The 23,614-nt window shown below is 68.8% G+C and carries 23 protein-coding genes and 1 CRISPR repeat array; of the genes, 8 read left to right on the top strand and 15 right to left on the bottom strand.

What is annotated here, in order from left to right; genetic code table 11:
- Positions 1-60: 60 nt before the first annotated feature.
- On the top strand, positions 61-453 hold the full coding sequence (locus IPM43_05315; protein ID QQS25787.1) for a VOC family protein: 393 nt from the start codon (positions 61-63) through the stop codon (positions 451-453).
- Between the two features lie 160 nt (positions 454-613).
- On the opposite strand, the gene IPM43_05310 is transcribed toward IPM43_05315, so the two are convergent.
- Positions 614-1,108: an SRPBCC domain-containing protein gene (locus tag IPM43_05310; protein ID QQS25786.1), complete on the bottom strand. Its 495-nt coding sequence runs from the start codon at positions 1,106-1,108 to the stop codon at positions 614-616.
- Between the two features lie 20 nt (positions 1,109-1,128).
- The gene (locus IPM43_05305; GenBank protein ID QQS25785.1) at positions 1,129-1,467 is read right to left on the bottom strand and encodes a winged helix-turn-helix transcriptional regulator; all 339 of its coding nucleotides are present in this window, start codon (positions 1,465-1,467) and stop codon (positions 1,129-1,131) included.
- A gap of 35 nt (positions 1,468-1,502) precedes the next feature.
- Here IPM43_05305 and IPM43_05300 point away from each other — a divergent pair, with 35 nt between their 5' ends.
- Positions 1,503-2,987 (top strand): FAD-dependent monooxygenase, encoded by a 1,485-nt coding sequence (locus IPM43_05300; protein ID QQS25784.1) that lies wholly within the window; start codon positions 1,503-1,505, stop codon positions 2,985-2,987.
- On the opposite strand, the gene IPM43_05295 is transcribed toward IPM43_05300, so the two are convergent.
- The 3 genes from IPM43_05295 to IPM43_05285 all read right to left on the bottom strand — a co-directional run bounded on the left by IPM43_05295 (position 2,923) and on the right by IPM43_05285 (position 5,641).
- On the bottom strand, positions 2,923-3,510 hold the full coding sequence (locus IPM43_05295; protein QQS25783.1) for a hypothetical protein: 588 nt from the start codon (positions 3,508-3,510) through the stop codon (positions 2,923-2,925). The genes IPM43_05300 and IPM43_05295 overlap by 65 nt on opposite strands.
- 14 nt (positions 3,511-3,524) lie before the next feature.
- The gene (locus tag IPM43_05290; protein ID QQS25782.1) at positions 3,525-4,460 is read right to left on the bottom strand and encodes an alpha/beta hydrolase; all 936 of its coding nucleotides are present in this window, start codon (positions 4,458-4,460) and stop codon (positions 3,525-3,527) included.
- Positions 4,461-4,591: 131 nt separating this feature from the next.
- The gene (locus tag IPM43_05285) at positions 4,592-5,641 is read right to left on the bottom strand and encodes a DMT family transporter (protein QQS25781.1); all 1,050 of its coding nucleotides are present in this window, start codon (positions 5,639-5,641) and stop codon (positions 4,592-4,594) included.
- A 143-nt stretch (positions 5,642-5,784) separates the two neighbouring features.
- On the opposite strand from IPM43_05285, the gene IPM43_05280 reads away from it, so the two are divergent.
- The 4 genes from IPM43_05280 to IPM43_05265 all read left to right on the top strand — a co-directional run bounded on the left by IPM43_05280 (position 5,785) and on the right by IPM43_05265 (position 9,259).
- Positions 5,785-6,885, top strand: a complete 1,101-nt coding sequence (locus tag IPM43_05280) for a DUF1214 domain-containing protein (protein QQS25780.1) — start codon at positions 5,785-5,787, stop codon at positions 6,883-6,885.
- A complete protein-coding gene (locus IPM43_05275) occupies positions 6,882-8,108 on the top strand; it encodes a sulfotransferase (GenBank protein ID QQS25779.1) in 1,227 nt (408 codons plus the stop codon). Before IPM43_05280 ends, IPM43_05275 begins: the two co-directional genes overlap by 4 nt.
- The gene (locus IPM43_05270; protein ID QQS25778.1) at positions 8,105-8,692 is read left to right on the top strand and encodes a TetR/AcrR family transcriptional regulator; all 588 of its coding nucleotides are present in this window, start codon (positions 8,105-8,107) and stop codon (positions 8,690-8,692) included. The genes IPM43_05275 and IPM43_05270 overlap by 4 nt, the downstream gene beginning before the upstream one ends.
- Positions 8,693-8,863: 171 nt before the next feature.
- Positions 8,864-9,259, top strand: a complete 396-nt coding sequence (locus IPM43_05265) for a hypothetical protein (protein ID QQS25777.1) — start codon at positions 8,864-8,866, stop codon at positions 9,257-9,259.
- A 140-nt stretch (positions 9,260-9,399) separates the two neighbouring features.
- Positions 9,400-11,286: a CRISPR direct-repeat array (repeat unit 37 nt; unit sequence GTTGCGATCCACGGCGCCCGGGAGAACCGGGCGCCGC).
- 144 nt (positions 11,287-11,430) lie between these two features.
- Here IPM43_05265 and cas2 read toward each other — a convergent pair.
- The 9 genes from cas2 to IPM43_05220 all read right to left on the bottom strand — a co-directional run bounded on the left by cas2 (position 11,431) and on the right by IPM43_05220 (position 19,785).
- The gene (cas2, locus tag IPM43_05260) at positions 11,431-11,718 is read right to left on the bottom strand and encodes a CRISPR-associated endonuclease Cas2 (protein ID QQS25776.1); all 288 of its coding nucleotides are present in this window, start codon (positions 11,716-11,718) and stop codon (positions 11,431-11,433) included.
- Between the two features lie 7 nt (positions 11,719-11,725).
- Positions 11,726-12,766 carry a type I-C CRISPR-associated endonuclease Cas1 gene (gene cas1c, locus IPM43_05255; protein ID QQS25775.1) on the bottom strand — a complete coding sequence of 347 codons (1,041 nt, stop codon included), beginning with the start codon at positions 12,764-12,766 and terminating at the stop codon, positions 11,726-11,728.
- The gene (cas4, locus tag IPM43_05250; protein QQS25774.1) at positions 12,763-13,395 is read right to left on the bottom strand and encodes a CRISPR-associated protein Cas4; all 633 of its coding nucleotides are present in this window, start codon (positions 13,393-13,395) and stop codon (positions 12,763-12,765) included. The genes cas1c and cas4 overlap by 4 nt, the downstream gene beginning before the upstream one ends.
- Entirely contained in the window at positions 13,392-14,273 is an 882-nt protein-coding gene (cas7c, locus tag IPM43_05245; GenBank protein ID QQS25773.1) for a type I-C CRISPR-associated protein Cas7/Csd2, read from the bottom strand. Before cas7c ends, cas4 begins: the two co-directional genes overlap by 4 nt.
- Positions 14,266-15,978: a type I-C CRISPR-associated protein Cas8c/Csd1 gene (cas8c, locus tag IPM43_05240; protein QQS25772.1), complete on the bottom strand. Its 1,713-nt coding sequence runs from the start codon at positions 15,976-15,978 to the stop codon at positions 14,266-14,268. Before cas8c ends, cas7c begins: the two co-directional genes overlap by 8 nt.
- A gap of 3 nt (positions 15,979-15,981) precedes the next feature.
- A complete protein-coding gene (gene cas5c / locus IPM43_05235; GenBank protein ID QQS26339.1) occupies positions 15,982-16,629 on the bottom strand; it encodes a type I-C CRISPR-associated protein Cas5 in 648 nt (215 codons plus the stop codon).
- A gap of 17 nt (positions 16,630-16,646) precedes the next feature.
- Complete coding sequence (cas3, locus tag IPM43_05230) at positions 16,647-18,863, bottom strand: CRISPR-associated helicase Cas3' (GenBank protein ID QQS25771.1); 2,217 nt, start codon at positions 18,861-18,863, stop codon at positions 16,647-16,649.
- A gap of 154 nt (positions 18,864-19,017) precedes the next feature.
- A complete protein-coding gene (locus IPM43_05225; GenBank protein QQS25770.1) occupies positions 19,018-19,368 on the bottom strand; it encodes a DUF5615 family PIN-like protein in 351 nt (116 codons plus the stop codon).
- A 3-nt stretch (positions 19,369-19,371) separates the two neighbouring features.
- Positions 19,372-19,785, bottom strand: a complete 414-nt coding sequence (locus IPM43_05220; GenBank protein ID QQS25769.1) for a hypothetical protein — start codon at positions 19,783-19,785, stop codon at positions 19,372-19,374.
- 151 nt (positions 19,786-19,936) lie between these two features.
- Here IPM43_05220 and IPM43_05215 point away from each other — a divergent pair, with 151 nt between their 5' ends.
- Positions 19,937-20,128 carry a hypothetical protein gene (locus IPM43_05215; GenBank protein ID QQS25768.1) on the top strand — a complete coding sequence of 64 codons (192 nt, stop codon included), beginning with the start codon at positions 19,937-19,939 and terminating at the stop codon, positions 20,126-20,128.
- 86 nt (positions 20,129-20,214) lie between these two features.
- Here the strand turns inward: IPM43_05215 and IPM43_05210 are convergent, their stop codons facing one another.
- Positions 20,215-20,889: a hypothetical protein gene (locus tag IPM43_05210; protein QQS25767.1), complete on the bottom strand. Its 675-nt coding sequence runs from the start codon at positions 20,887-20,889 to the stop codon at positions 20,215-20,217.
- 92 nt (positions 20,890-20,981) lie between these two features.
- Here IPM43_05210 and IPM43_05205 point away from each other — a divergent pair, with 92 nt between their 5' ends.
- The gene (locus tag IPM43_05205; GenBank protein ID QQS25766.1) at positions 20,982-23,549 is read left to right on the top strand and encodes an adenylate/guanylate cyclase domain-containing protein; all 2,568 of its coding nucleotides are present in this window, start codon (positions 20,982-20,984) and stop codon (positions 23,547-23,549) included.
- Positions 23,550-23,614 lie beyond the last annotated feature (65 nt).

Below are 23,614 nucleotides of genomic sequence, written 5' to 3'. Positions count from 1 at the left end.
CGGGCTCCGTCGGGGCCGCAGTACGATCTGTCTCCCGACGTCTCGTGAAGGGGGTTCACAATGAGCGGTCGTGTGGTGCACTTCGAGGTTCCCTACGACGATGCCGACCGGGCCCGCGCGTTCTACCGCGACGTGTTCGACTGGCAGATCCAACCGATGCCGGAGATGAGCTACAACATCGTCTCCACCGGCCCCGTCGACGACCAGGGGATGCCCGAGGGGCCTGGCTTCATCGGCGGGGGGATGATGCAGCGTGAGGCCACCGTGCCCACGCCGGTGATCACGCTTGCCGTCGACAGCATCGACGCCACGCTCGCCTCGGTCGCCGACCACGGTGGCAGCGCCGTCGGCGAGAAGATGCCCGTCGGTGAGATGGGCTTCGCCGCGTACTTCAAGGACAGCGAAGGCAACCTGATGGGTCTCTGGGAGACCGCCCCCGGCTGGGAGGGCTGACGCTCCCTTCTGGATCACCTCGCCCTGGCGTGGAAGTGCGATATCTCAAGACAGACGGGTGTCACCAGATATCGCACTTCCGCTGGCCCGGCGTCCGGGCGCTCGGGTCGCAAGGCCCCACGCGGGGCCCGCGGACAACGCCGTCTGGTGATCGTCGTCGTCAGCCTGCGCCGGCGAGGACTCCTTCGATCTGACCCATGGCGGCGCGCATGCCCTCTTCCATGCCCATCTCGATGAGCTGCTTCATCGCGTCGGTGGACGCGAACGTCGAAACGAAGGTCATGGTGGTACCGCCGCCGGCCCGCTCGGTCAGCTCCAGCTCCATGCGGGTCACTGGCATCTGCGTGTTCGGCTGGCCGGCCGCGTCGGCGAAGCCGTCGTCCACCACGAACCGCCGTGGGGCCTCGACCTCGAGCACGTCCCAGTAGCCGGCGGACTTCTCTCCATCGGGCCCGGTCATGAAGTACGTCACCCGGCCACCGGGACGCAGGTCGTGCTCGACGAACGTGGCGGGCCACCCGGGTGGACCCCAGAACTGCTCGAGCTGGCGGGGGTCGGCGTATAGCCGCCAGACCCGCTCCACCGGGGCGTCGTACTCGGCGACGACGGTCATCGTGTGGGCGTCGAGGTCCTTGTCGACACGGCTGATGGGCATGAGGGGCACTCCTCGGTGTGTCAGGGATCCTCGGCGAGGATCTGGTCCATTCGCGCGACGCGGTCGCGCCACAGTTGCTCGAAGGCGTCGAGCGCGCTCCGGGCATCGCGTACCCGGTCGATGTCGCCTCGAACCAGCGACTCCCGACCATGGCGTCGCTTGCTCACGAGGCCGGCCTCCTCCAGGACGGCCACGTGCTTGTGCACCGCGGCGAAGCTCATCGGGTAACGCCGGGCCAGCGCGGAGACCGAGTGCTCCTGCACGAGCACCGTTTCGACGATGTCGCGTCGGGTGGCGTCGGCCAGGGCGTGGAAGACCCTGTCGGTCTCCAGCGTGCTCGGAGCGTGATCTATAACCATTCGGTTGTAGTTCTAGCACATGTGCATCGTGTGGGATGGCCGCGATGCGTTCGAACGAGCATGCGGTGGTGATCGCGGGCGGCGGTCCGACGGGTTTGATGCTCGCCGCCGAGCTGAAGCTGGCCGGCATCGACGTCGTCGTCGTCGAACGGCGCACCGGCAACGATCTCGACGGCTCCCGCGCCGGTGGTCTGCACGCCCGCACGATCGAGGTGCTCGATCAGCGCGGCGTCGCCGACCGCTTCCTCACGGAGGGCCAGCCCTATCCGGCCGTCGGCTTCGCGTACAACCAACTCGACATGCGCGACTTCCCCACGCGCCACAACTACGTGTTGGCGCTTTGGCAGCGCGACACCGAACGCATCCTCGCCGGCTGGGTCGACGAGCTCGGCGTGGCGATGCTCCGCGGCCGCGAGGTGGTCGGGTTCTCGCAAGACGATGACGGCGTCGAGGTTGGGCTGTCCGATGGCACGACGCTGCATGCGGCCTACCTCGTCGGGTGCGATGGCGGGCGCAGCCTGGTGCGCAAGGTTGCCGGTATCGAGTTCCCGGGGTTGGACCCCTCGGCGAGCTGGATCATCGCCGAAGTCGAGATGCGCGAGCAGCCCGAGATCGGCACCCGCCCTGAGGGCGGCGGCATCGGCCCGGTGAACCGCGCCGAAGGTGGCGGCCCTTACGGCGTCGTGGTGCGGGAGAGAGTCGTCGCGCACGACCGCGATCCGACGCTCGACGACCTGAGCGAGGCCCTCATCGCGGTGTACGGCAGGGATTTCGGAGCCCACGGCGCGACGCGGCTCTCCCGCTTCACCGACGTGTCACGCCAGGCCGCGGCGTATCGCGCGGGCCGCGTGCTGCTCGCCGGCGACGCGGCGCACGTGCATCCTCCGCAGGGCGGACAGGGCCTCAACGTCGGCATGCAGGACGCGGTGAACCTCGGGTGGAAGCTCGCGCAGGTGGTGAAGGGGACATCGCCCGACGGCCTGCTCGACACCTACCACCACGAGCGCCACCCGGTCGGGGCGCGGGTGCTGCACAACACCAGTGCGCAGGTCGCGCTGGCGACGCCCGACGACCGCCACGACGCCCTGCGCGAGACGATGGCCGAGCTGCTTGCCATGGACGAGCCTCGCAAGCGCACCGCCGCGATGCTGTCCGGCCTCGACATCCACTACGACCTCGGTGAGGGACACCCCCTGCTCGGGCGCCGCATGCCCGACCTCGACCTAGTGACCGCCGACGGCCCGACGCGCGTCTACGAGCTGCTGCACGACGCGCGCCCACTGCTGCTGAACCTGGGTGAGCCTGGCGACCTCGACATCACGCCGTGGATCGATCGCGTTCGCTCGGTCGACGCGAGCTACGACGGCAGGTGGGAGCTCCCGGTGATCGGCGAGGTCGACGCGCCGAGCGCCGTGTTGATCCGTCCCGACGGACACGTCGCCTGGACCGGAGCGCTCAGCGATCCGGAGCTGGCGAGCGCGCTCTCGAAGTGGTTCGGTCCGGCGAAGCGAACTCGGTGAGGAGTCTCTCGGCTCGGGAGGACAGCGACTTGTAGCTGCTGTGCTGGTAGCGGCGCAGGTAGGCAAGCAGGGTCTCGACGAGGGTGGCGTCGTGTCGGGCGAGGGTGGCCAGGGTGTCGAGGCTGCAGTTGAGCACGATCCAGTCGGCGGAGTGGTCGAGGTTGGCGCGCAGGATCCGTACGGCTCGGGCGCGCTGTCTCGCGGTGAGGCGGACCTGGCCGAGCATCTGCGCGACGTGCCACTGCACCGAGGGCTGGTCGATCGTCGCCATACCGCCGAGCAGCGTCGGCACGTGAGGTTGGACGAGTGCGGGGTCCGACCGGCACACCTTCTCGAGGGCGTCGGCGGCTCGCATCGTGACGATCTCGTCGTCGTTGCCGAGCACGCAGGAGATCAGCTCGTCGAGACGGTCGGGATGGGCGTGCACGAGCTCGACGACGGCGCCGACGTTGCCCAGCGTGCGCGGGTTGCCGCCTTCGAGCAGCTGACGTAGCAATGCTGACCCTTCGACGTGGTCGGCCACGCGGGCCTCCGCATTCAGCGTGGTTGTCCTGGCGTCGACGGAGGGTTCGTCGCGACGCGCTGGTGCACCCACTTGACGATGCGCTCCATCGCGGTGGTGGCTTCGGGGACGCCGTCGAGGAAGGGCCAGACGTGAATCAGGTCGTCCTCGACGTTCAGGTCGACGTGGCCGCCCGCGTCGCGCACGCGGGTGGTGAACGCGCGGCTGTCGTCCACGAGGATGTCGGCGGTGCCCGCCAGGATGAGCAGCGGTGGCAGCTTGCCGAGCTGCTCGGCGCCGGCGAAGACGGGTGACACAAGCGGGTGGGAGAGTCGCTCGGCGGCGTAGGCGGTGGCGCTGGCGGCGAGCCGCTCGGCGCTCAGCATCGGGTCGGCGTCGGCGACGGTGGTGATGGACTCGCCCGAGAGAGTGAGGTCGAGCCACGGAGCGATCAGTACGGCCCCGGCGGGCAGCGGCTGTTGCGCAGCGGGCAGCGCGAGCATGGTGGCCGTGGCGAGGCCGCCACCGGCCGAGTCACCCGCGATCACGATTCGGGCCGGGTCATGGCCGTCGGCGAGCGACGCCAGGTAGACGGCAGTGGCGTCCTCGAGCGCGGCGGGGTGAGGGTTCTCGGGTGCAAGGCGGTATTCGACGGCGATCACCGCGATGCCCGCGGCGAGCGCGAGTCGGGCGACGAATGCCCGGTGACTGTGCAGGGAGCCGGCCACGTAGGCGCCGCCGTGCAGGTAGATGATCAGTGCGCCCTCTTCGGCGGCGGGCGGGTCGTAGCGCTCGCAACGGACGCCGCCGATGGCGAGCGTTTCGATGTCGACGCCGGCGGGGACCGGGAAGAGGTCACCGAAACCGTCGAGCCGCTCGCGGGAGGCGTCGAACGCCTCGGGCTCGGCGGTCGATTCGGCTTGGAGCGAGCGCAGCAACTCGACGATGGCTTGGTGCTCGGCGCTAGGCATGATCGTGTCCTTCCGGCCAGCCCGGATCCGTTGGTCCGGGCCAGCATCTGAGCTGCATCCCCGCCGGTGTCCTCGGCAGCTTCGAACTTACGCAACCGGCTCCGCAAGCGCGGAACCGTGTGGGGCGGCTCTCAGTGTTCGTGGCGATGGTGCAGGTCGGGCAGGTGCGGGTGCCGGTGGGTGACTGCGGTGTGGACGTGGTGGTGGGTGTGGCGACCCGCGGTCACCGGATGGCCGTGGTCGTGCTGGTGGTGCTCGTCGTGCTCGTGGTCGTGCGTGTGTGACATCGCCTGATGTCGGTGGGCGTGCTCGTGATGGCCGCCGAGCACGAACCCGACGCCGCACACGGCGATGCCGAACGCCAGCAACTCGCGGGTGCTCATGGGCTCGTCGAACGCCGCCCACGCGACGAGGGCTCCGACGAACGGTGCGGTGGCGAAGACGAGTTGGCCACGGGCAGCTCCTAGGTCTCGCGCTCCCGATACCCACAGGGTGATCGAGGCGCCGTAGCCGAGCGCTCCGACCAGCATCGCCCACAGAGTCGGGGTGATGGCGGGCGTGCTCGTGGTGAGGAGCCCGATGATCAGGTTGGTGCCGCCGGCGATGACCCCTTTGGCGAGGGTGATGTGGCTGGGATTGATCTGGTCGATGGCAGCGGTCGTGCTGTTGTCGATCGCCCAGCACAGGCAGGCCGCGGCGATGACCAGGGCGCCCCAGCGGAAGTCGGGGCTTCCGGACCAGGTCAGGATGGCGCAGGCGGCGACGACAAGGGCCGTGCCCACGATGACGTGGCGACCGAGTTGCTCGTGGAACACGAGGCTGGCGACGACGATGGTGAAGACCAGCTCGAGGTTGAGCAGCAACGATGCGGTCGCTGCCGGCACCAGTCCGAGTCCAACCGCCAGCAACACGGGTCCCACGGCGCCACCGAGCACGACGGCTACCGACAGGTTCGGCAACGACGCGCGCAGCGCGGTGCGTGAAGGCCGAGTGCGGCCAGCGAAGGGCACCACGACGAGGGCCGCGCCGAGGTATAGGAGTCCGGCAAGCGTGAACGCACCCATGTCGTCCGTGAGCTGTGATGCTGCCGGCGCGGACATCCCAAACAGCACCGCGGCGACACCGCAACGAACGATCCCCTTGTTCACGCCGGTCCTGCGGGCGCCGGCTGGCGCGTCCATCGCCGGATGAGTCGGGGGTTTCGGTGCAACGGCTGCGACCTCGCTCCCATGCCCAGCATTCTCGCGAAACGCTCGATCGAGCTAGCTGGTGAGCGATGCTGCTTCGACTCACTGCCGCAACTTTCAAGATGTAAGTTAGCGGCATGGGTGACGAGAGCGAGACAGATCTCCGTTCAGCTTGGATGTCGTTCGTGGACGGGCTGCGCGCCGCAGGCGAGCGCCTCGAGGCCGACACGGCAGGTCTGAGCGTCGCGGAGCGCGCCGACGGGTATCGCGCTCTGCTGCGTGCGCTGAACAACAACCTCGGCCGGTTCGAGGTGGACCGTGAGCGGCCCGAGCTCGTCGCCTTCAACGAGTGGCGCGAGAAGATGCTGATGGACAATCCCGACTTCCGGTACTGGGTGTCCGACATCGCCGACGATCGCTCCTATCGCATCACCGGGATGCGGGGAGGGGCGCAGTACGTGTCGATCACCGTCTACCGATCGGGTGGCACGCTCGACGCCGGCGCCATCGCCCGCATCGACAGCGACGAGATCACCTTCGACACCGACGGGCGTTTCGAGGTGATCGTCTCGCCGCAGCGCTCCGACGGCGATGCGAACTGGCTCCCGCTCGTCGCGGGCGCCTCGGCGGTGTGGGTCCGCTACTTCCACGGCGACGTCGCGCATGACGACCTCGGCGACTGCCGCATCGAGCCGATCGACGAACCGCCCCCCGGCCCGTTCATCGATCCGGCGCGCTTCGTCCACCAAGTACAGCGACTCGGCAACGCCATGGCGGCGATGCCGAAGCTGCTCGCCGCCTCCACCAAGCACGACTTGCAGGCACCCAACCAGGTGCGTCGCTGGACCGAGATGACCGGCGGCGCAGCGTTCACCGAACCGAACATCCACTACCTGCGTGGCGCGTGGCAGTTGGGCGACGACGAGGCGTTGGTGATCGAGGGGTCGGTGCCGGCCTGCCGCTACTGGAACATCCTGCTGTACAGCCGTTACTGCAACTCGCTCGACCACCGGCGACGCCGCGTGTCGTTCACCGGCTCGACGGCACGCCTCGACGGCGACCGATACCGCTTCGTCATCGCCGGGCGCGACCTCGGCCCAGACGTCGACTGGCTCGACAGCGAGGGCCGTCCTTTCGGGATGTTCGTGCTGCGCTTCCTGCAGCCCGAGCACGAGCCCGAGGTCCCGACCGTGCGCGTTTGCCAGATCGACGAGCTGTCGGCGGGGGTGGGTTCGTGAGCGCCTGGCGGCAACCGGCTCGCCGACCCGAGGCTCAGGCGGCGTATGCGGCCGCCGAGGCCGACCGGCGGGCGCGACCCGAGCGGTTCCTGCTCGACGCCGACCACATCACGGCAGTCGCCGCCGGCGACGGCACCACCGAGCACTTCGCCGAGGGCTGGCGCGAGGGACTCGAGCAGTACGTGAGCTCGGCGCGCGACGACGGGCGGCTGAACGCGCTGGGCACTGCGATGGCGGTGTCGACCGCGGTGTCACGCCTACGCGCCGGTGCGACGATGGCCCAGCACCTCGCCGAGCACCCCAACGTCGTCAACCGGCCGATCCTCCCGCCGATCGTCATCATCGGCGGGTGGCGCACCGGCACCACCTTCCTGTTCCGGCTGCTCGCCACCGACCCGCGCCTGCGCGGTCCGCTGCCGTCCGAACTCGCCGACCCCACCCGCGCGGCGCAGCTCGCCGGCGACGAGCGCGAGCGCTTCATCGACGCGAGCTCGAAAGCTCACGACATGTTGCACTTCCTCAACCCGCAGCTGCAGGCGATCCATGACTCCGGCCCGAGGTTGCCCGAGGAGTGCGTGCTCGCGATGGGATCGGACTTGCGGAACTGGGGCTTCACCTCGACCGTCCGTCTCGACGGGTACGCGGCGTGGCTGGCCGGCCAGGACATGGGCGGGAGCTACGCCCGCTACCGGCGCGTGCTGCAGGTGCTCGACCAGGGAGACGGGCGCCGCTGGGTGGTGAAGGCACCGGCGCACACCGCGGAACTGCCCCACGTGGCGTCGGCGTTCCCCGGTGCGATCGTGGTGCAACTGCACCGTGACATCGTCGAGACGATCGCCTCCGGGTCGAGCCTGTTCGCGGTGTTCCGCTCGATGTACAGCGACCAGGTGGACGGCGCCGACGTGGGCCGCTACCAGACAGACACGACCGAGCTGTGGCTCAGACGCGCGAAGACGTTCCGCGACGACCCGGCGTCGCGGGGGGTCACCTTCGTCGACCTCGACTACCCCCGGCTCGTTCACGACCCGGTCGGCTCGATCAGTGAGATCTACGCGGCCGCCGGCATGGAACCACCTCCCGATCCGACCGCGTTCGTCGAGCATTACCTCGCCGCGTTCCCCCGGCACGCGCACGGGCCACACGCGTACACGGCTGCAGACTTCGGGCTCGATGACGCCGCGATCCGCGAGCGGTTCGCCGGGCTCGAGGATGTGGGCGCGTGAAAGCCCGCCGCCGCATGGCCGGCGAAGCCCGGCGCGAGCAGCTCGTCGACGCCGCGGCCACGATCGTCGACACCGAAGGGTTCGCCACGGTCTCGATCGAGCAGGTCGCCGCGATGTGCGACGTCACGCGCACCGTCGTGTATCAGCACTTCGGCTCGCTCGACGGCCTCATCGATGCCGTCATCGACCGGGCGACCGAACGTGCAGGCCACGCGGTCGCCACAGCAGACGCCTCGTCCGGCAAGGTGACCCTGCGCTCGGCGATGGAGCGGGTCTTCGCCGCAGTCGACGCCGACCCGATGACGTGGCGGATGTTCCTCGTCGCTCCGCAATCGGGGCCGACGGCGCTCGAAGACCGGCTCGCACAGGGTCGGGCGGTGATCCGCCAGCAGAACATCGAAGCGTCACAGGGCTCCGGCAGGCTTGCCGATCCCGAGCTGACGGCACGCATGTTGCAGGCGGTCGCGGACGAACTGGTCCGCCTCCGGCTCGCCGACCCGGCGGTGTACACCGTCGAGCGGTTGCTCGACCAGTTCGACGCCGTCGGCCGGGCGATCCTGCGCGGTGGACGGGTCCGCACATGAGCGCCACGGCCAGTCACCGGGGTGGCGTGCACGATTCCTGGGAGTAGCCGCGCGGTGTTGAGTGGGACGATGGATGGCGTGAGCAGCGGTGGTTGGTACGCCTACGGGCCTGGTTCAGTCCGGTGGCGTCGTGCCTCCGCGGGGCCTCTCCTCCGCGGCGGACCGTTCCGGATGATCCAACTGAACGCCGTCGGCTGGTCGGCGCTCGTTGGCCCGCCCGCCCTGGTCGGCGGCGCCGCAACGCTCGCGGTGGGGGGTCGTCCTGCCGTCGGCGCGCTGGGCGGCGCGGGCGCCGCGTTGGTGGTCGTGGTCGTCTGGGACCGGCTTCGTTGGCGGAACAGCGGGGTGTCGGTGTCGAGTGATCTCGAGCTTGCGGAACTGCGACGGGTCGTCGAGAGCCTCCGTGCCGAGGGGATCGAGGTCTCTCTCGATGCCGCCGACCTGGATCCGGCCGAGCTTCCCGCGTCCGAGTACGTCGAGCGGTGGCAGCTCACTACACGCCAGCGGTGGGTGAACCGGGTGCTCGCCGCATTGGACGACGCATCGACAGCTCAACCGCGCCGCTGAGGACCACGTCGAGGGTCGGCGTGACAATGCCTGCGAAGCTCTTCGCCGACTGAAGGTGAGCACGCAGAGCCATCTACATGTGGTCAACACACGGGTAGGCGTCCAACGGCACATGACGCTTCACCGCTCAAGGAAGGCCGGGGGCTCATGGGTGCGCCCGGGAGAACCGGACGCCGCGCGATGGCCTGGAAGATGGGCACCACCTTGTCACGGATGTTGCGATCCACGGCGCCCGGGAGAACCGGGCGCCGCCGATCAGCGTCGCGACATGTTCGATGCTGACGCTACGGTTGCGATCCACGGCGCCCGGGAGAACCGGGCGCCGCTTCTTCTACGACATGTTGACCCGCGGGCTTGGAGAGGTTGCGATCCACGGCGCCCGGGAGAACCGGGCGCCGCTGCCGGTTCCCACTCGGCGACCCGGCGGCGCGCCTGTGTGTTGCGATCCACGGCGCCCGGGAGAACCGGGCGCCGCCCGTGACGCAATCGACACCCTCCACACCTGGTGGTGCGTTGCGATCCACGGCGCCCGGGAGAACCGGGCGCCGCGCTCGTCGCTACGGAAGAGGTAGACGCCATCGGGGAGGTTGCGATCCACGGCGCCCGGGAGAACCGGGCGCCGCGCGACCCGGGCCAGGTCATCAATGGTGCCCTGCTCAAGTTGCGATCCACGGCGCCCGGGAGAACCGGGCGCCGCTCTTTCTCTCTCTCCCCCGGCCGGCCGGACCCGTGACGTTGCGATCCACGGCGCCCGGGAGAACCGGGCGCCGCCCTGTGGACCACCCGGGTCACCATTGATCGCCCAGAGTTGCGATCCACGGCGCCCGGGAGAACCGGGCGCCGCCGCACACAAACAGGGGGATCCGCACTTGCCCTGACGCGTTGCGATCCACGGCGCCCGGGAGAACCGGGCGCCGCAAGACTTGGCGTGGGCTGTGTGGGCGATGAGTAACCGTTGCGATCCACGGCGCCCGGGAGAACCGGGCGCCGCGGGGGCCGAGGTGTGGAGGGTCGCCGGCAACGAATAGTTGCGATCCACGGCGCCCGGGAGAACCGGGCGCCGCTGTGGGCATCGTCCCGTTGGAGTTAACCCCGTTCAACGTTGCGATCCACGGCGCCCGGGAGAACCGGGCGCCGCCGTGACGGCCCCCACCGTCGCCACGTTCACACACACCGTTGCGATCCACGGCGCCCGGGAGAACCGGGCGCCGCAAGAGGGCGGGGTCATGGTGGGGAGCCGTTCGCAAAGTTGCGATCCACGGCGCCCGGGAGAACCGGGCGCCGCCTGCTCGGCCGCTGGCGCCAAACCGGGCTCGCGTGATGTTGCGATCCACGGCGCCCGGGAGAACCGGGCGCCGCGGTGCACGCGGGCTTGAAACCAGATCGAGATGAGGCCGTTGCGATCCACGGCGCCCGGGAGAACCGGGCGCCGCACAACCCAACCACACACAGTGACCAAATGACCAAACGTTGCGATCCACGGCGCCCGGGAGAACCGGGCGCCGCCGAACATTGCCGGGAATCATCACCTCAACATCACCACTAGTTGCGATCCACGGCGCCCGGGAGAACCGGGCGCCGCCCGTCGAGGCGGTGAGTGTTGGGGTGGCGGGTGCGGTGTTGCGATCCACGGCGCCCGGGAGAACCGGGCGCCGCTGTTTGTGATGGATGCGGCTAAGACTGCTGAGCAGGTGTTGCGATCCACGGCGCCCGGGAGAACCGGGCGCCGCGTGACGCTGATTTCCCCTTTGTTGCGTTCTTCAAAAATGTTGCGATCCACGGCGCCCGGGAGAACCGGGCGCCGCCCAGGTCGGGGTCCCAACGGGTGCGACCACTGACGAAGTTGCGATCCACGGCGCCCGGGAGAACCGGGCGCCGCCGGGGTTGGTTTGGAGGGTGGTGCCGGCAGGTACCCGGTTGCGATCCACGGCGCCCGGGAGAACCGGGCGCCGCACTGCTCAAGGGTGATCTCACCGGGCATGGAGCAAATGTTGCGATCCACGGCGCCCGGGAGAACCGGGCGCCGCCCTTTGCCACCAGCGTATTCGCGGGCGGTCACACTCCTCTGTTCGGCCATGAGGGTCATCAGCTGCCATTTTCAAGGTGCGATCGGTCCGAATCGCCGCGGAACCGCCCAGAGTTCGGCGCGCAGCGGCCGGTTCTCGCAACGCTCAGAGTACGAGTGGGTCTCTGATGTCTCGTTCGCGTTGGCCGATCCGGTCGGCTCGCTGACGGCTGTCGCCCGCGAGTGGGTAGAGGGCGACTCGGTCTTCGGCGGGATCGATGATGGTTCGGAGGCGGTCGAGGAGGAGCAGCCGGTCGGACGGGCTGAGGACGCATTCGAAGACAGATTTCTGGACGCGAATGCCGAACGCCTCGCTCGCGGTCGCGACTCGGCGCAGGCGTCGTTCGCCTTCGGTCGTCGTTGTGTTCACGTCGTAACACAGCAGGTAGTCCATGCGGGGCTCACGTTCGGGTGACGTACGGCAGGTAGACGGGAATGTCGCCGCGGAGATGGCGAGCAAGCAACTTGGCTTGGATGAGCGGGACGAGCGCGGTCTCCACCTTCGTGTGCAATAGGGGGTGATTGACAGGCCGACCCTGGTACTGCTGCCAGAGTTCGAGGAACAGCCGACGGCCGTGGTCAGTCAGCCGGATGCCTCCTCCAAGCCCGGCCTCGAAGTGCCGGGCCTGCAGTTGGCGCAGGTTCAGCGTGTTGAGCACGAGCCGGTCCACGAATGTGGGACGAAGCTCCTCCATGAGATCGAGAGCGAGGCTCGGGCGACCGGGTCGGATGCCGTGCAAGAAGCCGATCTGGGGGTCAAGGCCGACTGATTCGAGAGCACCCACGCACCTAAGCCGGAGGAGCCCGTACCCGAACGAAAGCAACGCGTTCAGCGGGTCGAGCGGCGGCCGCCGGGTGCGCCCCTGCCCGGTGGCCGTCTCAGGCTGACGGACGGCGGCTCGCAGCCCCGCGAAGTATGTACGGGCGGCTCGGCCTTCGATCCCTCGGATCGTGTCGAGATCATCGATGGCTGCCAGCTCGGGAAGTTGACGGGTGACCGCCTCGGCAGCATCCCGAAGTACCTGCGTGGTGTCGACGTCAGGGCTGTTGCGGCCGGCCGAGAGGAGGGTTCGCCGGCTGTTCTTGATCTTGCCGGCAGCGATGGTTGCTGCGAGCCGGGCTCGACGTTGGAGGTGTCGATGTGTGTCGTGCTGCGCTTGGCGGAGCAGCACGTTCCCGCTGAGCGGCCCTTCGATCCGGTAGCGGAAGCGGCCTGTACTCGACAGCGATGTGATCGGGCGTCCGTCGTCGGCGCAGCGGGCGATGAGTTCCGACGAAGCGCTGACCGGACCGATGAGAACGATGGCGTCTAGGCGCTGCAGGGGGAGGCGGGTGCGGTTCCCCTTGGCGGTCACGAGAACACTGTCGTGGTCGAGGGCGAGATAGGCGCCGGGGGTCTGCACGAAGAGCGTGTTGAGCGCCTCAGCTTGTGATCGCGTCACGGGCCGTCCTCCGGGTCGAAAAGGTGTTGCCAGGCGGCCTGGAGACGCGAGGGGGCGGCGACGATGTCGGGAAGGCAAACCCCTTCGAGGCTGCAGGTCTTGCAGCGGTCGTCGTTGACGGGGTCTGGTAGATGGGTTCGACCCAGGGCGGCACGTAGTGCTCGCACTTCAGCTTCGACGATCAGGGTGAGGGCACGTACGTCGACGGCCCGCCGTGATCTGGTCTCGGCACTGTAGATGTACCCGACTGCCACGGGCTTGCCCGTCATCTCGGTGAGGCAGAGGGCCTGGGCGGTGACTTGGAGGTCGGCCGGACCGCCCGGGGGCGGGTTGCCGACCTTGTGTTCAACCGGGTAGACGGCGTCGTTGACGATCTCAACGGTGTCGGCGTATCCGTGCAGGCCGAGCCGGTGCGACCACAGGGGGACCGAGCGGTGCACCAGTGCGTCCGGTCGGTGATCCGTCCCCTCGGTGTTCACGCGTCGGTGGGCGAGGGTGCCGGCGGTGGTCCGTTCATCATCGGCGAAGGTCCGGTCGATCCAGATCAACGCGGCCTGCCGCGGGCAGTACGCCCAGTGTTCGAGCGCCGACAGTGTGACCATGGGATCGCTAGCACCGTCCTCGGTCAACCCGTCAGGGTGGTGAGCGTGATCCCGGCAGGCAGGCTGCTCTGGTCGGGGATGCTGATGGTGTAGTCGGCATAGCTTCGCGCGGGCCGATCGTCGCCAACACGGACAACGCGCACGGCCTCGAGGAGGGTGTGCGCGGGAGCGTTGCCGAGCCTGCTCGAGTGCGTGAACACGTGCAGTGCGCGGGTGGCCATCTGCCCGCGGGCGGCGGAGCGGTCATGGTCGAACATCGTGCCGAGGGCGTCGTACAGCAGGGCTAGGTCTTCACTGGTGACCCCGGTGCGTTCAGCGAGATGGGCGGAGAAGAAGCCGTGGCAGCGGTAAAGCCCGTAGGCCACGGTCCATTTGGAGCCCATCTCCGTTTCTTTGGTGTCGGCTTCCCGTGTGGGTGTGACACGAGTGATGGCATGCTCGAACGGAACGACCGGGTCGATGGAACGAGCGAAGGTGAGCTGCACAGGACCTTGCACCTTGCCTGCGTCGAAGTCGCCGGTGGACATCACCGCGCCGAAGACACGGACGTCGAAGAAGTTCTCGCACATCCACGCCTGGGCCTCGCGCACATCGTCCGGCTTACGACCGCCCTTCTTCTTGCCGCTGCCGAGATCCAGGACCTCGTAGGCCCGGCGCATGTGGCTGTTGAGGGCGACGCCGGCTTCGACGAACACCTTGCAGGCGGGGTCGTCTGGCCTGGCCAGGCCGATGTAGTTGCGGATCTTGCGCTTGAGGGCGACGTCCGTGACCAGTCCGTGCCCGGTTTCCGGGTCGACGCGTGGTTGGTTGGCGGCGTCGGGATCACCGTTCGGGTTGCCGTCGGTGACGTCGAACAGGAACACGAACTCCTGGCGGACTGTTGGGTCGAGGTGTCGGTCAGACATCGGTCGTCTCCTTCTGGTCGGCGTCGGCGCTGTGGGCGCGCCTGGCAGTGGTGTCGGCGTGGCGCTGGTGGAGGAATCCGAGAAGGAACTCGCCCTGCTCGGGGAGGGTGAGCGTGGGCGGGAAGGCGTGGAGGTCCGCCGCGATGGTGTCGAGGCGGTCAGCGATGGCGCTGGCGGCGGCGCCGCGTCCGCTGGTGCGCAGCTTCTTGAGATGCGCCTGGGCGCCGGTGAGGACGCGAGGGAGGATGCTGCCCGGTGCCATCGAGCAGCGGCCAAGCACCTTGTCGGCGACGCTGGTGTTTAGGTCCGGTATGGCGCTGTGCTGAAGGGAATCGGCGACCGCCAGCAGGCGGCCGCACAGGTATGCGGGGCTGGTGGCTTCGGAGTTGAGTTCGGGCATCGTGACCTCCGATGGGCTCAGGTGGTGTCGGCGTAGGAGCACACGCAGCAAGGCGGCGCGTTCGTCGGTGAGCTGGCCGTCGGCTCGGACGCGGGCGCAGACGACGGACACGAGCGCGACCGGCGGGGCACTGCCTTCGAGCGCGGCCAGAGTGATCGCGGGTTCGGCGCCGTGGGCTGGGGCGCCGTAGCGTTGTTGGTCTCTTCGCCCGGTTGCGGCGGCCAGCAGCCAGACCGGGAACACGCGCGGCCCGTCCCTGGGTGAGGTGACGGTCGTATCCTCGAACCACTGCTCGAGGGCGGTCAGCACCTCGTCGAGTGTGCGATCGACCCAGCGGTGCACGACCAGGCGGGAGGCGTTGGCACCCGCGATCACGGCATGGAAGCGGGCCGTGTCCACATGCGGGTGGGCACGCCGGTAGGTGTGTATCGATGAGAGCGCAGCATTGAGGGCCGCTGGTGTGTTCGGCGTCAGGCTGAAGGGGTCGAACCGCTGCTTGTCTGTCGTCCACCAGGCGATGACCCGATCGTCCCCCAGACGCTGGTGGCTGTCCTGCTGGTGGAGGAGCCGGGTGAGGGCAGCGACCGAACGGTTGGCGCAGCTGAAGCAGACTGGGGTGTTGGCGAGGCCGATGGTGCCGTCGCGGCCTTGGGACGGTTTGTTGATGGACACGAGGGCAAGCTGCTGCTGCTGGCCGGGCACACTTCCCAGCGGGAGCTGGGCTGGGAATGTGGCCGCCAGTGGGCCGACGGTTCCGCATACGAGGCAGCGTCCCGCAGCACCGGAGGTCTTGCGGCTGAGGACCTCCTTGGCCCACGCCGCTTGGACCTTGGGGTGGTCGTGGACGTAGTGGCCGCTGACGCGGAATGCGGCCCAGTCACCGGCGACGGCGCCGTCGGGCACGCCAAGTCGGGGGGTGGTAGTCAGGAACCGGTCGACGGCATCGAGGGGTGATGGTGTGATCGTGGCGGCCAGTCGGTGATGTAGGTCGACCGCGACTTGGTGGCGTCGTCGGGCGTTTTCTCGCGCTTTCGGTTCGGTGCTGCTAGGCGTGCCGAGGAGGTAGTCGAGCTTGTCGACAGCGACGATGGCGGCGTCGCCGCTGGTACGGACGGCGTTCGGGGTGCGCATCTGTCGGCCCTTAAGCAGATCTTTCTGCGCAGGGTCGGCCAGATCGACGAGACCGGGGCTGACGGGGTTGCCGTTGTCGTCGAGGTCAATGACCCACCGCACGACGCGCTCGGCGTAGGTGGCGTCGGTGCTGGTGGTGTCGGGGTCGCTTGCGAGCAGGCTCTGAAGCAGCATCTGTCACATCCCGCTGGGTTGCTGGTCATCGGGCAATGGGTGGTCGGGAACGGAGAGCACGCCGTGTTCGACCCTGGCGGGGAACCATCCTGAGCGGAGCGGTCGGGACGAGTAGTCGAATCCCCAGAACATCAGGCCGAGGTGGTCGTTCCAGTCGATGGGTGCGGTGTCGGGACCGACCGGACCGAACGAGGCCGTGAACTCCCGGCAACCCAGGAATGGCTGGGTATAGCACTGGCCTCGTTCGACGCGACGGCGGAACTGGTCGCGGTACTTGGCGTGATCGCCCGGCGTGCCACTGCGGGGAACTAGGGCAGCGTCGATGCGGTAGGAGACGTCCCGCAGCCCAAGGGTGGCTCTCTGGTCTCGATCGGTTTCGGCGTCGAATCGCCAGTCGCCTCCGGCGGCGACAGCCCGGCGGATGGCTGTCACCGGTGCCATCGAGGAGACTTCGTTGCGGCGAAGGTTGAACCAGCGGATCGGGCGGAGCACGGCGATGCGGGCTACCCGCCAGCTGACCTCCGGCTTCCAGAAGATCGCTTCGAGCACCCCGCGCGCTGCCGGCGGGGTCATCATTGGGTACGAGACCCGCTCGGTCTTCATCTCGGGTCGGGTGAAGCAAGCCATGTCGCCCCACACCTGGACCGACAGCAGCGACGGTTGTTGGTTCACAGCACGAGGTCCTCCGGTTCGAAAACGGGCTGAACGCCCATCAACGGGTGGTAAGCGCCGTTCCACACATGCACGGTTCCGTCGCCGAGCGCCGTGACGGTCCCCGGCTGGCGCGTCAGCTCCCACCGTCGTACGGCGACCGTGAAGGGCTGCAATGCCCGCAGCACAGCGATGTCGGTGAGTGGCTGACCCGCTCGAAGCCGCTCAAGGGCACTGGTGCAGGCGGTCCATGCCGCCGATTCAACCCACGGTTCGCTGCCGTCGAGGGCTTCGACGACGACCACGTCCACGTCGTCTTGGTCGATCATGCGGAACCGTTCGGCGACAGCAGGGAAGTCGCAGGCGGCCCGGCGCTCTTGAATCCCTGCCAGGTCCTCGCCGACCCCTAGCAGGCCGTAGAGATCGTCGTAGTACTCGGCCAACGCGGCCGGGTCGGCGAGGTCGGCGCCACCGCCGAAGCGGGTGACGGTGCGCTTGGTGGCAATCCGGTACCAGCCGGCAGGGGCGGCGCCGTCGACCAGGTCGAAGACCGTCACGACGCCAGGTGCCGGCTGGCGGCCTTCGCGGTTGCACCGCCCGGCGGCCTGCTGCAGGCTGTCCGCCGGTGCGGTGGCACGCCAAACCGCCGGGAAGTCGAGGTCCACGCCGGCTTCGACTACCTGGGTTGCGACCAGACGGCACGGCCTCCCCGCCGACAGGTCGGCACGCACGGCAGCCAGGACATGGCGACGGTGCGCGGGACACATGCGGGTGGACAGGTGCCAGACCGCATCGGCACGGCTGGCAAGGGTCCGAGCAAGACGAGCGGCGTCTCGGCGGGAGTTGACGATCACCATCGCCTGGTCGCGAGCGGCGAGGGCGTCAGCGACGGTGTCCACCGACATCGGGGAGGGCTCCCATCGGATCGTCGTGCGCCGTAGCAGCTGATGGCGCCACCAGTCCCCCTCGGCCAGATCGGTGACCATCACGCCCCGCATCGGCGGGAGCGACCAGAACTGGGGCTGGGTGGCGCTGGCCAGCACGACCGTGGAGCCAGCGACGGCCGTGACGCGTTGCAGCCCATCGAGGATGGGGACCAGCAGGCGCATGGGGAGTGCCTGGACTTCGTCCAGGACGATGACCGCCTTTGCGAGCCGGTGCACCTTGCGCATTGCCGCCGGCGTGTGCGCGAAGAGCGACTCGAACAACTGCACCGTGGTCGTGACGACCACCGGGACATCCCAGTTCTCGGCGCCCAGACGGGCCCACCAATCCAGATCGGCGGTTCGGGCGGAGTGGTGCTCAAGGACCACGCGCTGGTCGTCGCTGTCGAGCAGCTGCCGGTACACCGAAGCGGTCTGCTCGGTGATGGAGGTGAAGGGAACTGCGACGATCACCCGGTCGAGTCGGTGGTGGCGGGCGTGCGTCATGGCGAACTGCAAGGCCGTAAGGGTCTTGCCGGTGCCGGTAGGGACCGCCAGCCGGAAGAACCCGGTTGGCTCGTCGGCTCGGGCCACACAGGCGGCCGCGATCGTCTCGCGTAAGACTCGCAGAGGGTCGTCGGCCCGGCCACGGAGCAACTCCGCGCGGCGTCGGTCGAAGCGGTCGGCGAGTTCGTCCCAGTTGGCTCGAGCAGCGACCTGGGGTGCAGGCTGATCGGCGAAGTGGGCAGCAGTGTCCAAGAAGTCGGCGTCGACGAGTGCCGAGAACACCAGTCGGGTGAGGAACTCCAGCGTCAGCGGCCCATCGTCGCCGTCGGTTAGCAGATGACCTGCGGCCGCCCGGCCATCGAAATCCACCGGGATGCCGTCCGTGCGGGCGGCCGCCACCAGGGTGTCGAGCTGCAGATCGGCCAACCCCGCCAAGTCGACTCGAAGGGGCCCGTCGGCAGGCAAGCCACCATGGTGACCGGCGATCGCGAATGCGGCTGGTACGGCACCACGACGTGCCGCCAGCGCGGCCCCAGCGAGCTTGTGCCCTGTTCGGCCCACGCCCCGGCCTGCTTCTCGGGCAGCCAGGTACTGCTGCCAGGCACAGCCGTACTTGCCTAGGTCATGCCACCACCCGGCCAGAGCGGCGAGATCACCAGCCCCGAAGCCGGCGGCGAACTGCTCGGCCAACGCCGCAGTCCCAGTGAGATGATCGGCCAAGCGGTGCCGCCGCCCCGCCGGCGACCGAGAGTGCGCCCAAGCCACCGAGCCCTCGGGCAGTACCAGAGACCCGCCGCCGTCCATGTCGGTATGTGTAGCGCAGGGGTGTCACGGAGTCCCGTGATCATCCGTCGTGGTCCCGATGTGTGGTCCTTCAGCCCCCAGCACGATTCGAACCCGAAACGGCTCCGGAGCATGTAGGTCTTGGCCGGCCGCGGATCGTGGCCGAGTCGGTGCGTCACAGTGCCACGGCGAGATCTCGCCACTGCTCGGGGTCCTGACGCTCTCGCATGAGCCGGGTGACGCCGGCGATGATGGCGCCGAACTCGTGGTGCCCGAGCGTCCAGATGAGGATGCAGCCGGCGTGATGCCGGCCTGCCTCGGCCCACTCCCGCAGGAGCGGCGCGAAGTCGCGGGCGTTGCGCGTCACGAGGATTCGTTCCTGCTCGGCTGCCATCTCCAGCACTTGCGGATCGTCCAGTGCGTCCCACACCGGGTTGGCGGCGAGGCTCAACACGTCGTGGCCCCTCTTCTGCAGGACCGAGCCGACCCGCTTCGGTGACAGGTTGGCGTCCAACAGCAGGCGCACCCCTCAGCGGTCCGCCACTGTCACGAACGGGAACAACGCACCGACGCCGGCGATAGGACGGCGGTTCTCGGCGATCGCGTCGTCGATCTCGTCGGGGTACGCCTCCCGATAGGCGAGCGCCAGCCGCACCTGCCCCGCGTTCAGTGGTGTATCGGCGAGCAGCGCCTCGAGCGAGCCGAAGTCCTCGAGCATGTGGATGATCTCCCACGCGTCCAGTCCGGAGCCGATCACCCACGCGCGGCGTCGCGCATCTTCGCCTCGGAATGCGAGCCCCGGGAATCGCCGAGTGCGCGCCGTCTCCTCGGTGAACGCTTCGACCACGGCACTCTTCGTGCGTCGCGTCCGCCGGGCCTCAGCTTCGACCAGCCTCTCGGTCTCCTGCTGCAAGCGCACACTGAACGGCTGGCCCTTAGCCATCCGGCACCTCCTCACTACACTCCCTACACCGTATCGCCGCCCTTACGCCGTTGGACCCTGGTAGGTCCTGGGCGCCCGGGTCGACGGTCAACGGCCCGTCCGGCGAGGTGCTCGGACGGGTAAGGCACCGAGCGTCGTCGAGTCTCCCTCGGTGCAAAGCTGGCAGGTGATGGACCAGGGTGACCGCATGCTGATCTGGTGCAAGGGCGGACCGTCGGTCGGGCGGGCTGTCGTCTATCCGCCACCGCTCGAGCTTGAGGTCGCCGGTGGTGTCTATGTGCTCGTCGACGACGGCTCGCCGGAGCAGTGGCACTTCGAGTTCGTCACTGAAGACCGGCCCTGATGACGATTAGACGCCTCGGCGTTCGAGGCCCGGAGACTCGATCGGCGTGACGGTCGACCGAGAGGATGCCCGGGGTAGGGCGCTGGTCACTTCGATGGGGGCGGGATGTCCATGACCCAGACATCGGTGTTGAAGCTCACGCCGGGGCAGGTGTGGACGACGCCGGGATAGGTGGAGGAGAAGTCCTTGGGTTCGTAGCCGTTGGGGGGCATCGTCGTCTGGATCACACCGGTCTGCTGGAGCATGAACGCGACGAGGCCACTGCAGAAGATCGGTTTGAGGACCGGGGTCTCCATCTCGCGGCCGAGCAACAGCAGGCCGAGCATCATCGCCACCGACTTGTAGGTGTCGCCGTCGACCCACGGAAACGGGGTGCCGTCGATCCCCTGCGCGATCTGCCACATCTTGGCGTCGAACTGTGCGGGCCGGTCTGGCCAGTCGAGCTGCCGCCAGCTCGGGAAGTCGCCGGCCTTGAAGACGAGCTCCATGGTCTGCTCGAGCGGTCCGGCCTGCACACCGCTGTGGGTGCTGCCTGGTGGCTTGGTGAGCGGATCGGCCGCGAGGCTCTCGGACACCGATTGGAACAGGTACTTGTCCCCGTTGTCCGGATCGCGGATCACCATGGTGGTGTGGGAGAAGTGGCTGAATGTCGCGAGCTCTACGCCGAGCGAGATGAGGGAGGTGCCTTGCCAGATCACGACGTCACCGGTGTCGGCTTCGTCGAGGAACTGCGAGAAGGTCACGGTCGCTGGGTCGCCCATCCAGCTGACCCTAATTGCGCCACTAACGTGCAGCGTGTGAGGCCTGGGCGGCGACCAGCGTGACTGCGGGCCCACTGTTCGTCGATCGGGCCATGCTCTTCACCGATATCGAGGGCTCGACGCAGCGGTGGGATGGGGATCCCGACTCCATGCGGGTGCTCCTCCAGCACCATGATCGTCTGGTCAGGGACGTGGTCGCTGCGCGTCACGGAGATGTCGTCCATGGCACCGGTGACGGAATGGTCGCAGCGTTCAGCTCTGTCGGAGATGCGGTAGGCGCGGCTCTGGACTTCCAAGAGGCTCTCGCTCAGGGGCCAAGCGCGGCCGGTCTGCTCGTCGAGCCGTTGCGGGTGCGTATGGGCGTTCACTGCGGTGTTGTGGAGTCTCGCGGTGGTGATCTGTTCGGGCCGGTCATGCATCGGTGCGCCCGGATCATGTCCGCCGGGCACGGCGGCCAGATTCTGATCAGCAGCGCAGCAGCGGAGGAGCTTCGCAGGTCATCACCGGTGGAGGTGGCGCTCGTCGACCGCGGGGTGCACCGCCTGAAGGGCTTTCTCGAGCCCGAAGCGATCGTGGAGGTGATGAGGCCAGGCACGGTGGCGAGCCGCGTCGAGCTTCGGACCGAGAATGCGGTCGAAGGCTGGCTGCCTGCGATCGACGCCGATGCCTTCATCGGACGGGAGGTCGAGCTCGCCGAGCTTGACGATCGCCTCACGCCGGGATGCCTGGTCACGCTCGTCGGGACGGGCGGTGTCGGCAAGACGCGGCTCGCAGTGCACGCGGCGCATGAAGCGCGCCATCTGTTCCCGGACGGAACGTGGTTCGTCGACCTTGCCAGGGTCGCCGAACCCGAGCGGGTCCTCTCGGCGCTGGCCGACGTCCTCGAGCTCGCTGACGACTCGGCCGAATCGCTCACCGCCTCTGTTCGCCGTGCGCTGGGTGAGCGGCGAGCGCTCTTCGTGCTGGACAACTGCGAGCATGTCCTCGACGGGGTCAACGCGATGCTACGAGCCGTTCGCTCGGGCACCTCGAGTGCGGCGCTGCTGTGCACGTCACAGCGCGACCTCGGGCTGCCCGGTGAGCATGTGCTGTACGTCGCGCCGCTCTCGTTCGAGGGCGACGTGCGCGAATCGCCCGCGGCACGGTTGTTCGTGGAGCGAGCCTCCAACGCGAACCCGGGATTCATGGCGGACGAGGAGACGATGGTCCACGTTGCGACCATCTGCGAGCGAGTGGACGGTCTTCCCCTCGCGGTGGAGCTGGCGGCGGCCCGGGTGCGCGTGATGGATGTCGCCACGATCGCCGAACGGCTCGCCGACACCTTCGAGCTGTTGCGCGGCCGCCGCGCGGGCCATCGTCATGACACGCTCGATTCGACGATCGCCTGGAGCATCGACCTGCTCACCGATGCCGACCGCGAGGCACTGATCGACCTGTCGGTCTTCCACGCCGCGTTCGATTGGCGCGCCGCCGCCGCCGTGAGTGGTCGGGCCGAGCTCGACGTCGCTGACACGCTGGACGAGCTGGTGCGGCGATCCCTGATCGTGCGCGTGGGAGGTGGCTTCCGCCTCCTAGCGCCGATGCGGCGCTACTGCAGCTCCACGCTTCAACAGGCCGGCCGCGCATCGGGGGCGGACGCGCGGCACGCGCGTTGGATGCAGCACTCTGTTCCCGTACCGCTCGACGATGTCGACCCGGCAGTCGTCGCCGCACGGATGAACCGGCTGGCCGAGAACATCGACGACCTCTACGCCGCCCACACCTGGCTGCTGGACCACGACCCTCCCGCCGCCGCGCTCCTCGCGCTCGAGCTCGTCGACTTCTGGCTCGTACGCGCCCGCGGCAACGACGCCATGAGCCGGTTGGGAGCCTGTGACGTCGACGGCGTGCCGGATCACATCCGCGTCGAGGTGCTCGGCTGGTACGCGGGCTTCGGCTGGACGGTCGGACGCAACGAGGAGGGTGAACAGGCAGCTCACCGAGCGCTCGACCTCGCGGCGCAGGCCGCCTTGCCGTTGCCGACCTTCGCCGCCACCCGCCTGGCGGTCCGGCTGGCCTTCTCGAACCACACCGCCGAAGCCCTCGAGCTCGCGGCCGCCACGGAGCGCGAGCTGCTCGCCGGCAACGGCGATCCCTTGAGACTCCTCGGTCCGCTCGCGGTGGTGGTGGCCGTCGGAGGCGACATCCCCCACGCGCTCGAGCTGGCCGACCGGGCGATCGCCGAGGCTCGGGCCGTCGGGGTCGTGCGGCTGCAGAGCGCCATCATCAACCGGTTGCTGATCGCACCCGCTGACCCGGTCAGCGATCGCCTCAGAGCCGAAGCAGCCGACCTCGCGCGCGCGCGACCGACCGCACCAATGTCCTCGCCCACACCATCCTCGCCGCCGCCCACCGCAGCCTTCAGGCGGGTGACGGCCGAGCCTTCCTACGTGGTGTGGCCGAGTTCTGCGACATCCAGGTGCAGCACGAGCCCACTGGCGCGCTCGGCGCGCTGCAGCTGGTGCCGGACGTGGCCATCTCCGCCAACGCCCGCGGCGCAGCGGTGCTCCTCGGCGCGCTGGAGGCCCTGGCCGAAGCCCACGACCACCTCGGCACGGACCTCGAGCAGCAGCGGCGCGCGGACGCCACCGCGAAGCTCCGCCGTGTACTCGGTGATGTAGAGCTCTCCAGAGCGATTACCGAAGGACAGCAACTCTCCCTCAACGAGGCCATCGACCTCCTGCAC

Source organism: Actinomycetota bacterium (genome assembly GCA_016700055.1).
In the GTDB taxonomy this organism is placed as follows: Bacteria; Actinomycetota; Acidimicrobiia; order Acidimicrobiales; family Ilumatobacteraceae; genus Kalu-18.
The sequence above is the reverse complement of the archived record's forward strand: the minus strand, read 5'-3'. Positions and strand labels throughout refer to the sequence as shown.

Excerpts from the sequence above, each read along its gene's own strand:
- IPM43_05315 (QQS25787.1), top strand. The coding sequence starts at position 61 with ATGAGCGGTCGTGTGGTGCACTTCGAGGTTCCCTACGACGATGCCGAC.
- IPM43_05310 (QQS25786.1), bottom strand. The coding sequence starts at position 1,108 with ATGCCCATCAGCCGTGTCGACAAGGACCTCGACGCCCACACGATGACC.
- IPM43_05305 (QQS25785.1), bottom strand. The coding sequence starts at position 1,467 with ATGGTTATAGATCACGCTCCGAGCACGCTGGAGACCGACAGGGTCTTC.
- IPM43_05300 (QQS25784.1), top strand. The coding sequence starts at position 1,503 with ATGGCCGCGATGCGTTCGAACGAGCATGCGGTGGTGATCGCGGGCGGC.
- IPM43_05290 (QQS25782.1), bottom strand. The coding sequence starts at position 4,460 with ATGCCTAGCGCCGAGCACCAAGCCATCGTCGAGTTGCTGCGCTCGCTC.
- IPM43_05285 (QQS25781.1), bottom strand. The coding sequence starts at position 5,641 with ATGGACGCGCCAGCCGGCGCCCGCAGGACCGGCGTGAACAAGGGGATC.
- IPM43_05280 (QQS25780.1), top strand. The coding sequence starts at position 5,785 with ATGGGTGACGAGAGCGAGACAGATCTCCGTTCAGCTTGGATGTCGTTC.
- IPM43_05265 (QQS25777.1), top strand. The coding sequence starts at position 8,864 with ATGATCCAACTGAACGCCGTCGGCTGGTCGGCGCTCGTTGGCCCGCCC.
- cas2 (QQS25776.1), bottom strand. The coding sequence starts at position 11,718 with ATGGACTACCTGCTGTGTTACGACGTGAACACAACGACGACCGAAGGC.
- cas7c (QQS25773.1), bottom strand. The coding sequence starts at position 14,273 with ATGTCTGACCGACACCTCGACCCAACAGTCCGCCAGGAGTTCGTGTTC.
- cas8c (QQS25772.1), bottom strand. The coding sequence starts at position 15,978 with ATGCTGCTTCAGAGCCTGCTCGCAAGCGACCCCGACACCACCAGCACC.
- cas3 (QQS25771.1), bottom strand. The coding sequence starts at position 18,863 with ATGGACGGCGGCGGGTCTCTGGTACTGCCCGAGGGCTCGGTGGCTTGG.
- IPM43_05220 (QQS25769.1), bottom strand. The coding sequence starts at position 19,785 with ATGGCTAAGGGCCAGCCGTTCAGTGTGCGCTTGCAGCAGGAGACCGAG.
- IPM43_05210 (QQS25767.1), bottom strand. The coding sequence starts at position 20,889 with ATGGGCGACCCAGCGACCGTGACCTTCTCGCAGTTCCTCGACGAAGCC.
- IPM43_05205 (QQS25766.1), top strand. The coding sequence starts at position 20,982 with ATGCTCTTCACCGATATCGAGGGCTCGACGCAGCGGTGGGATGGGGAT.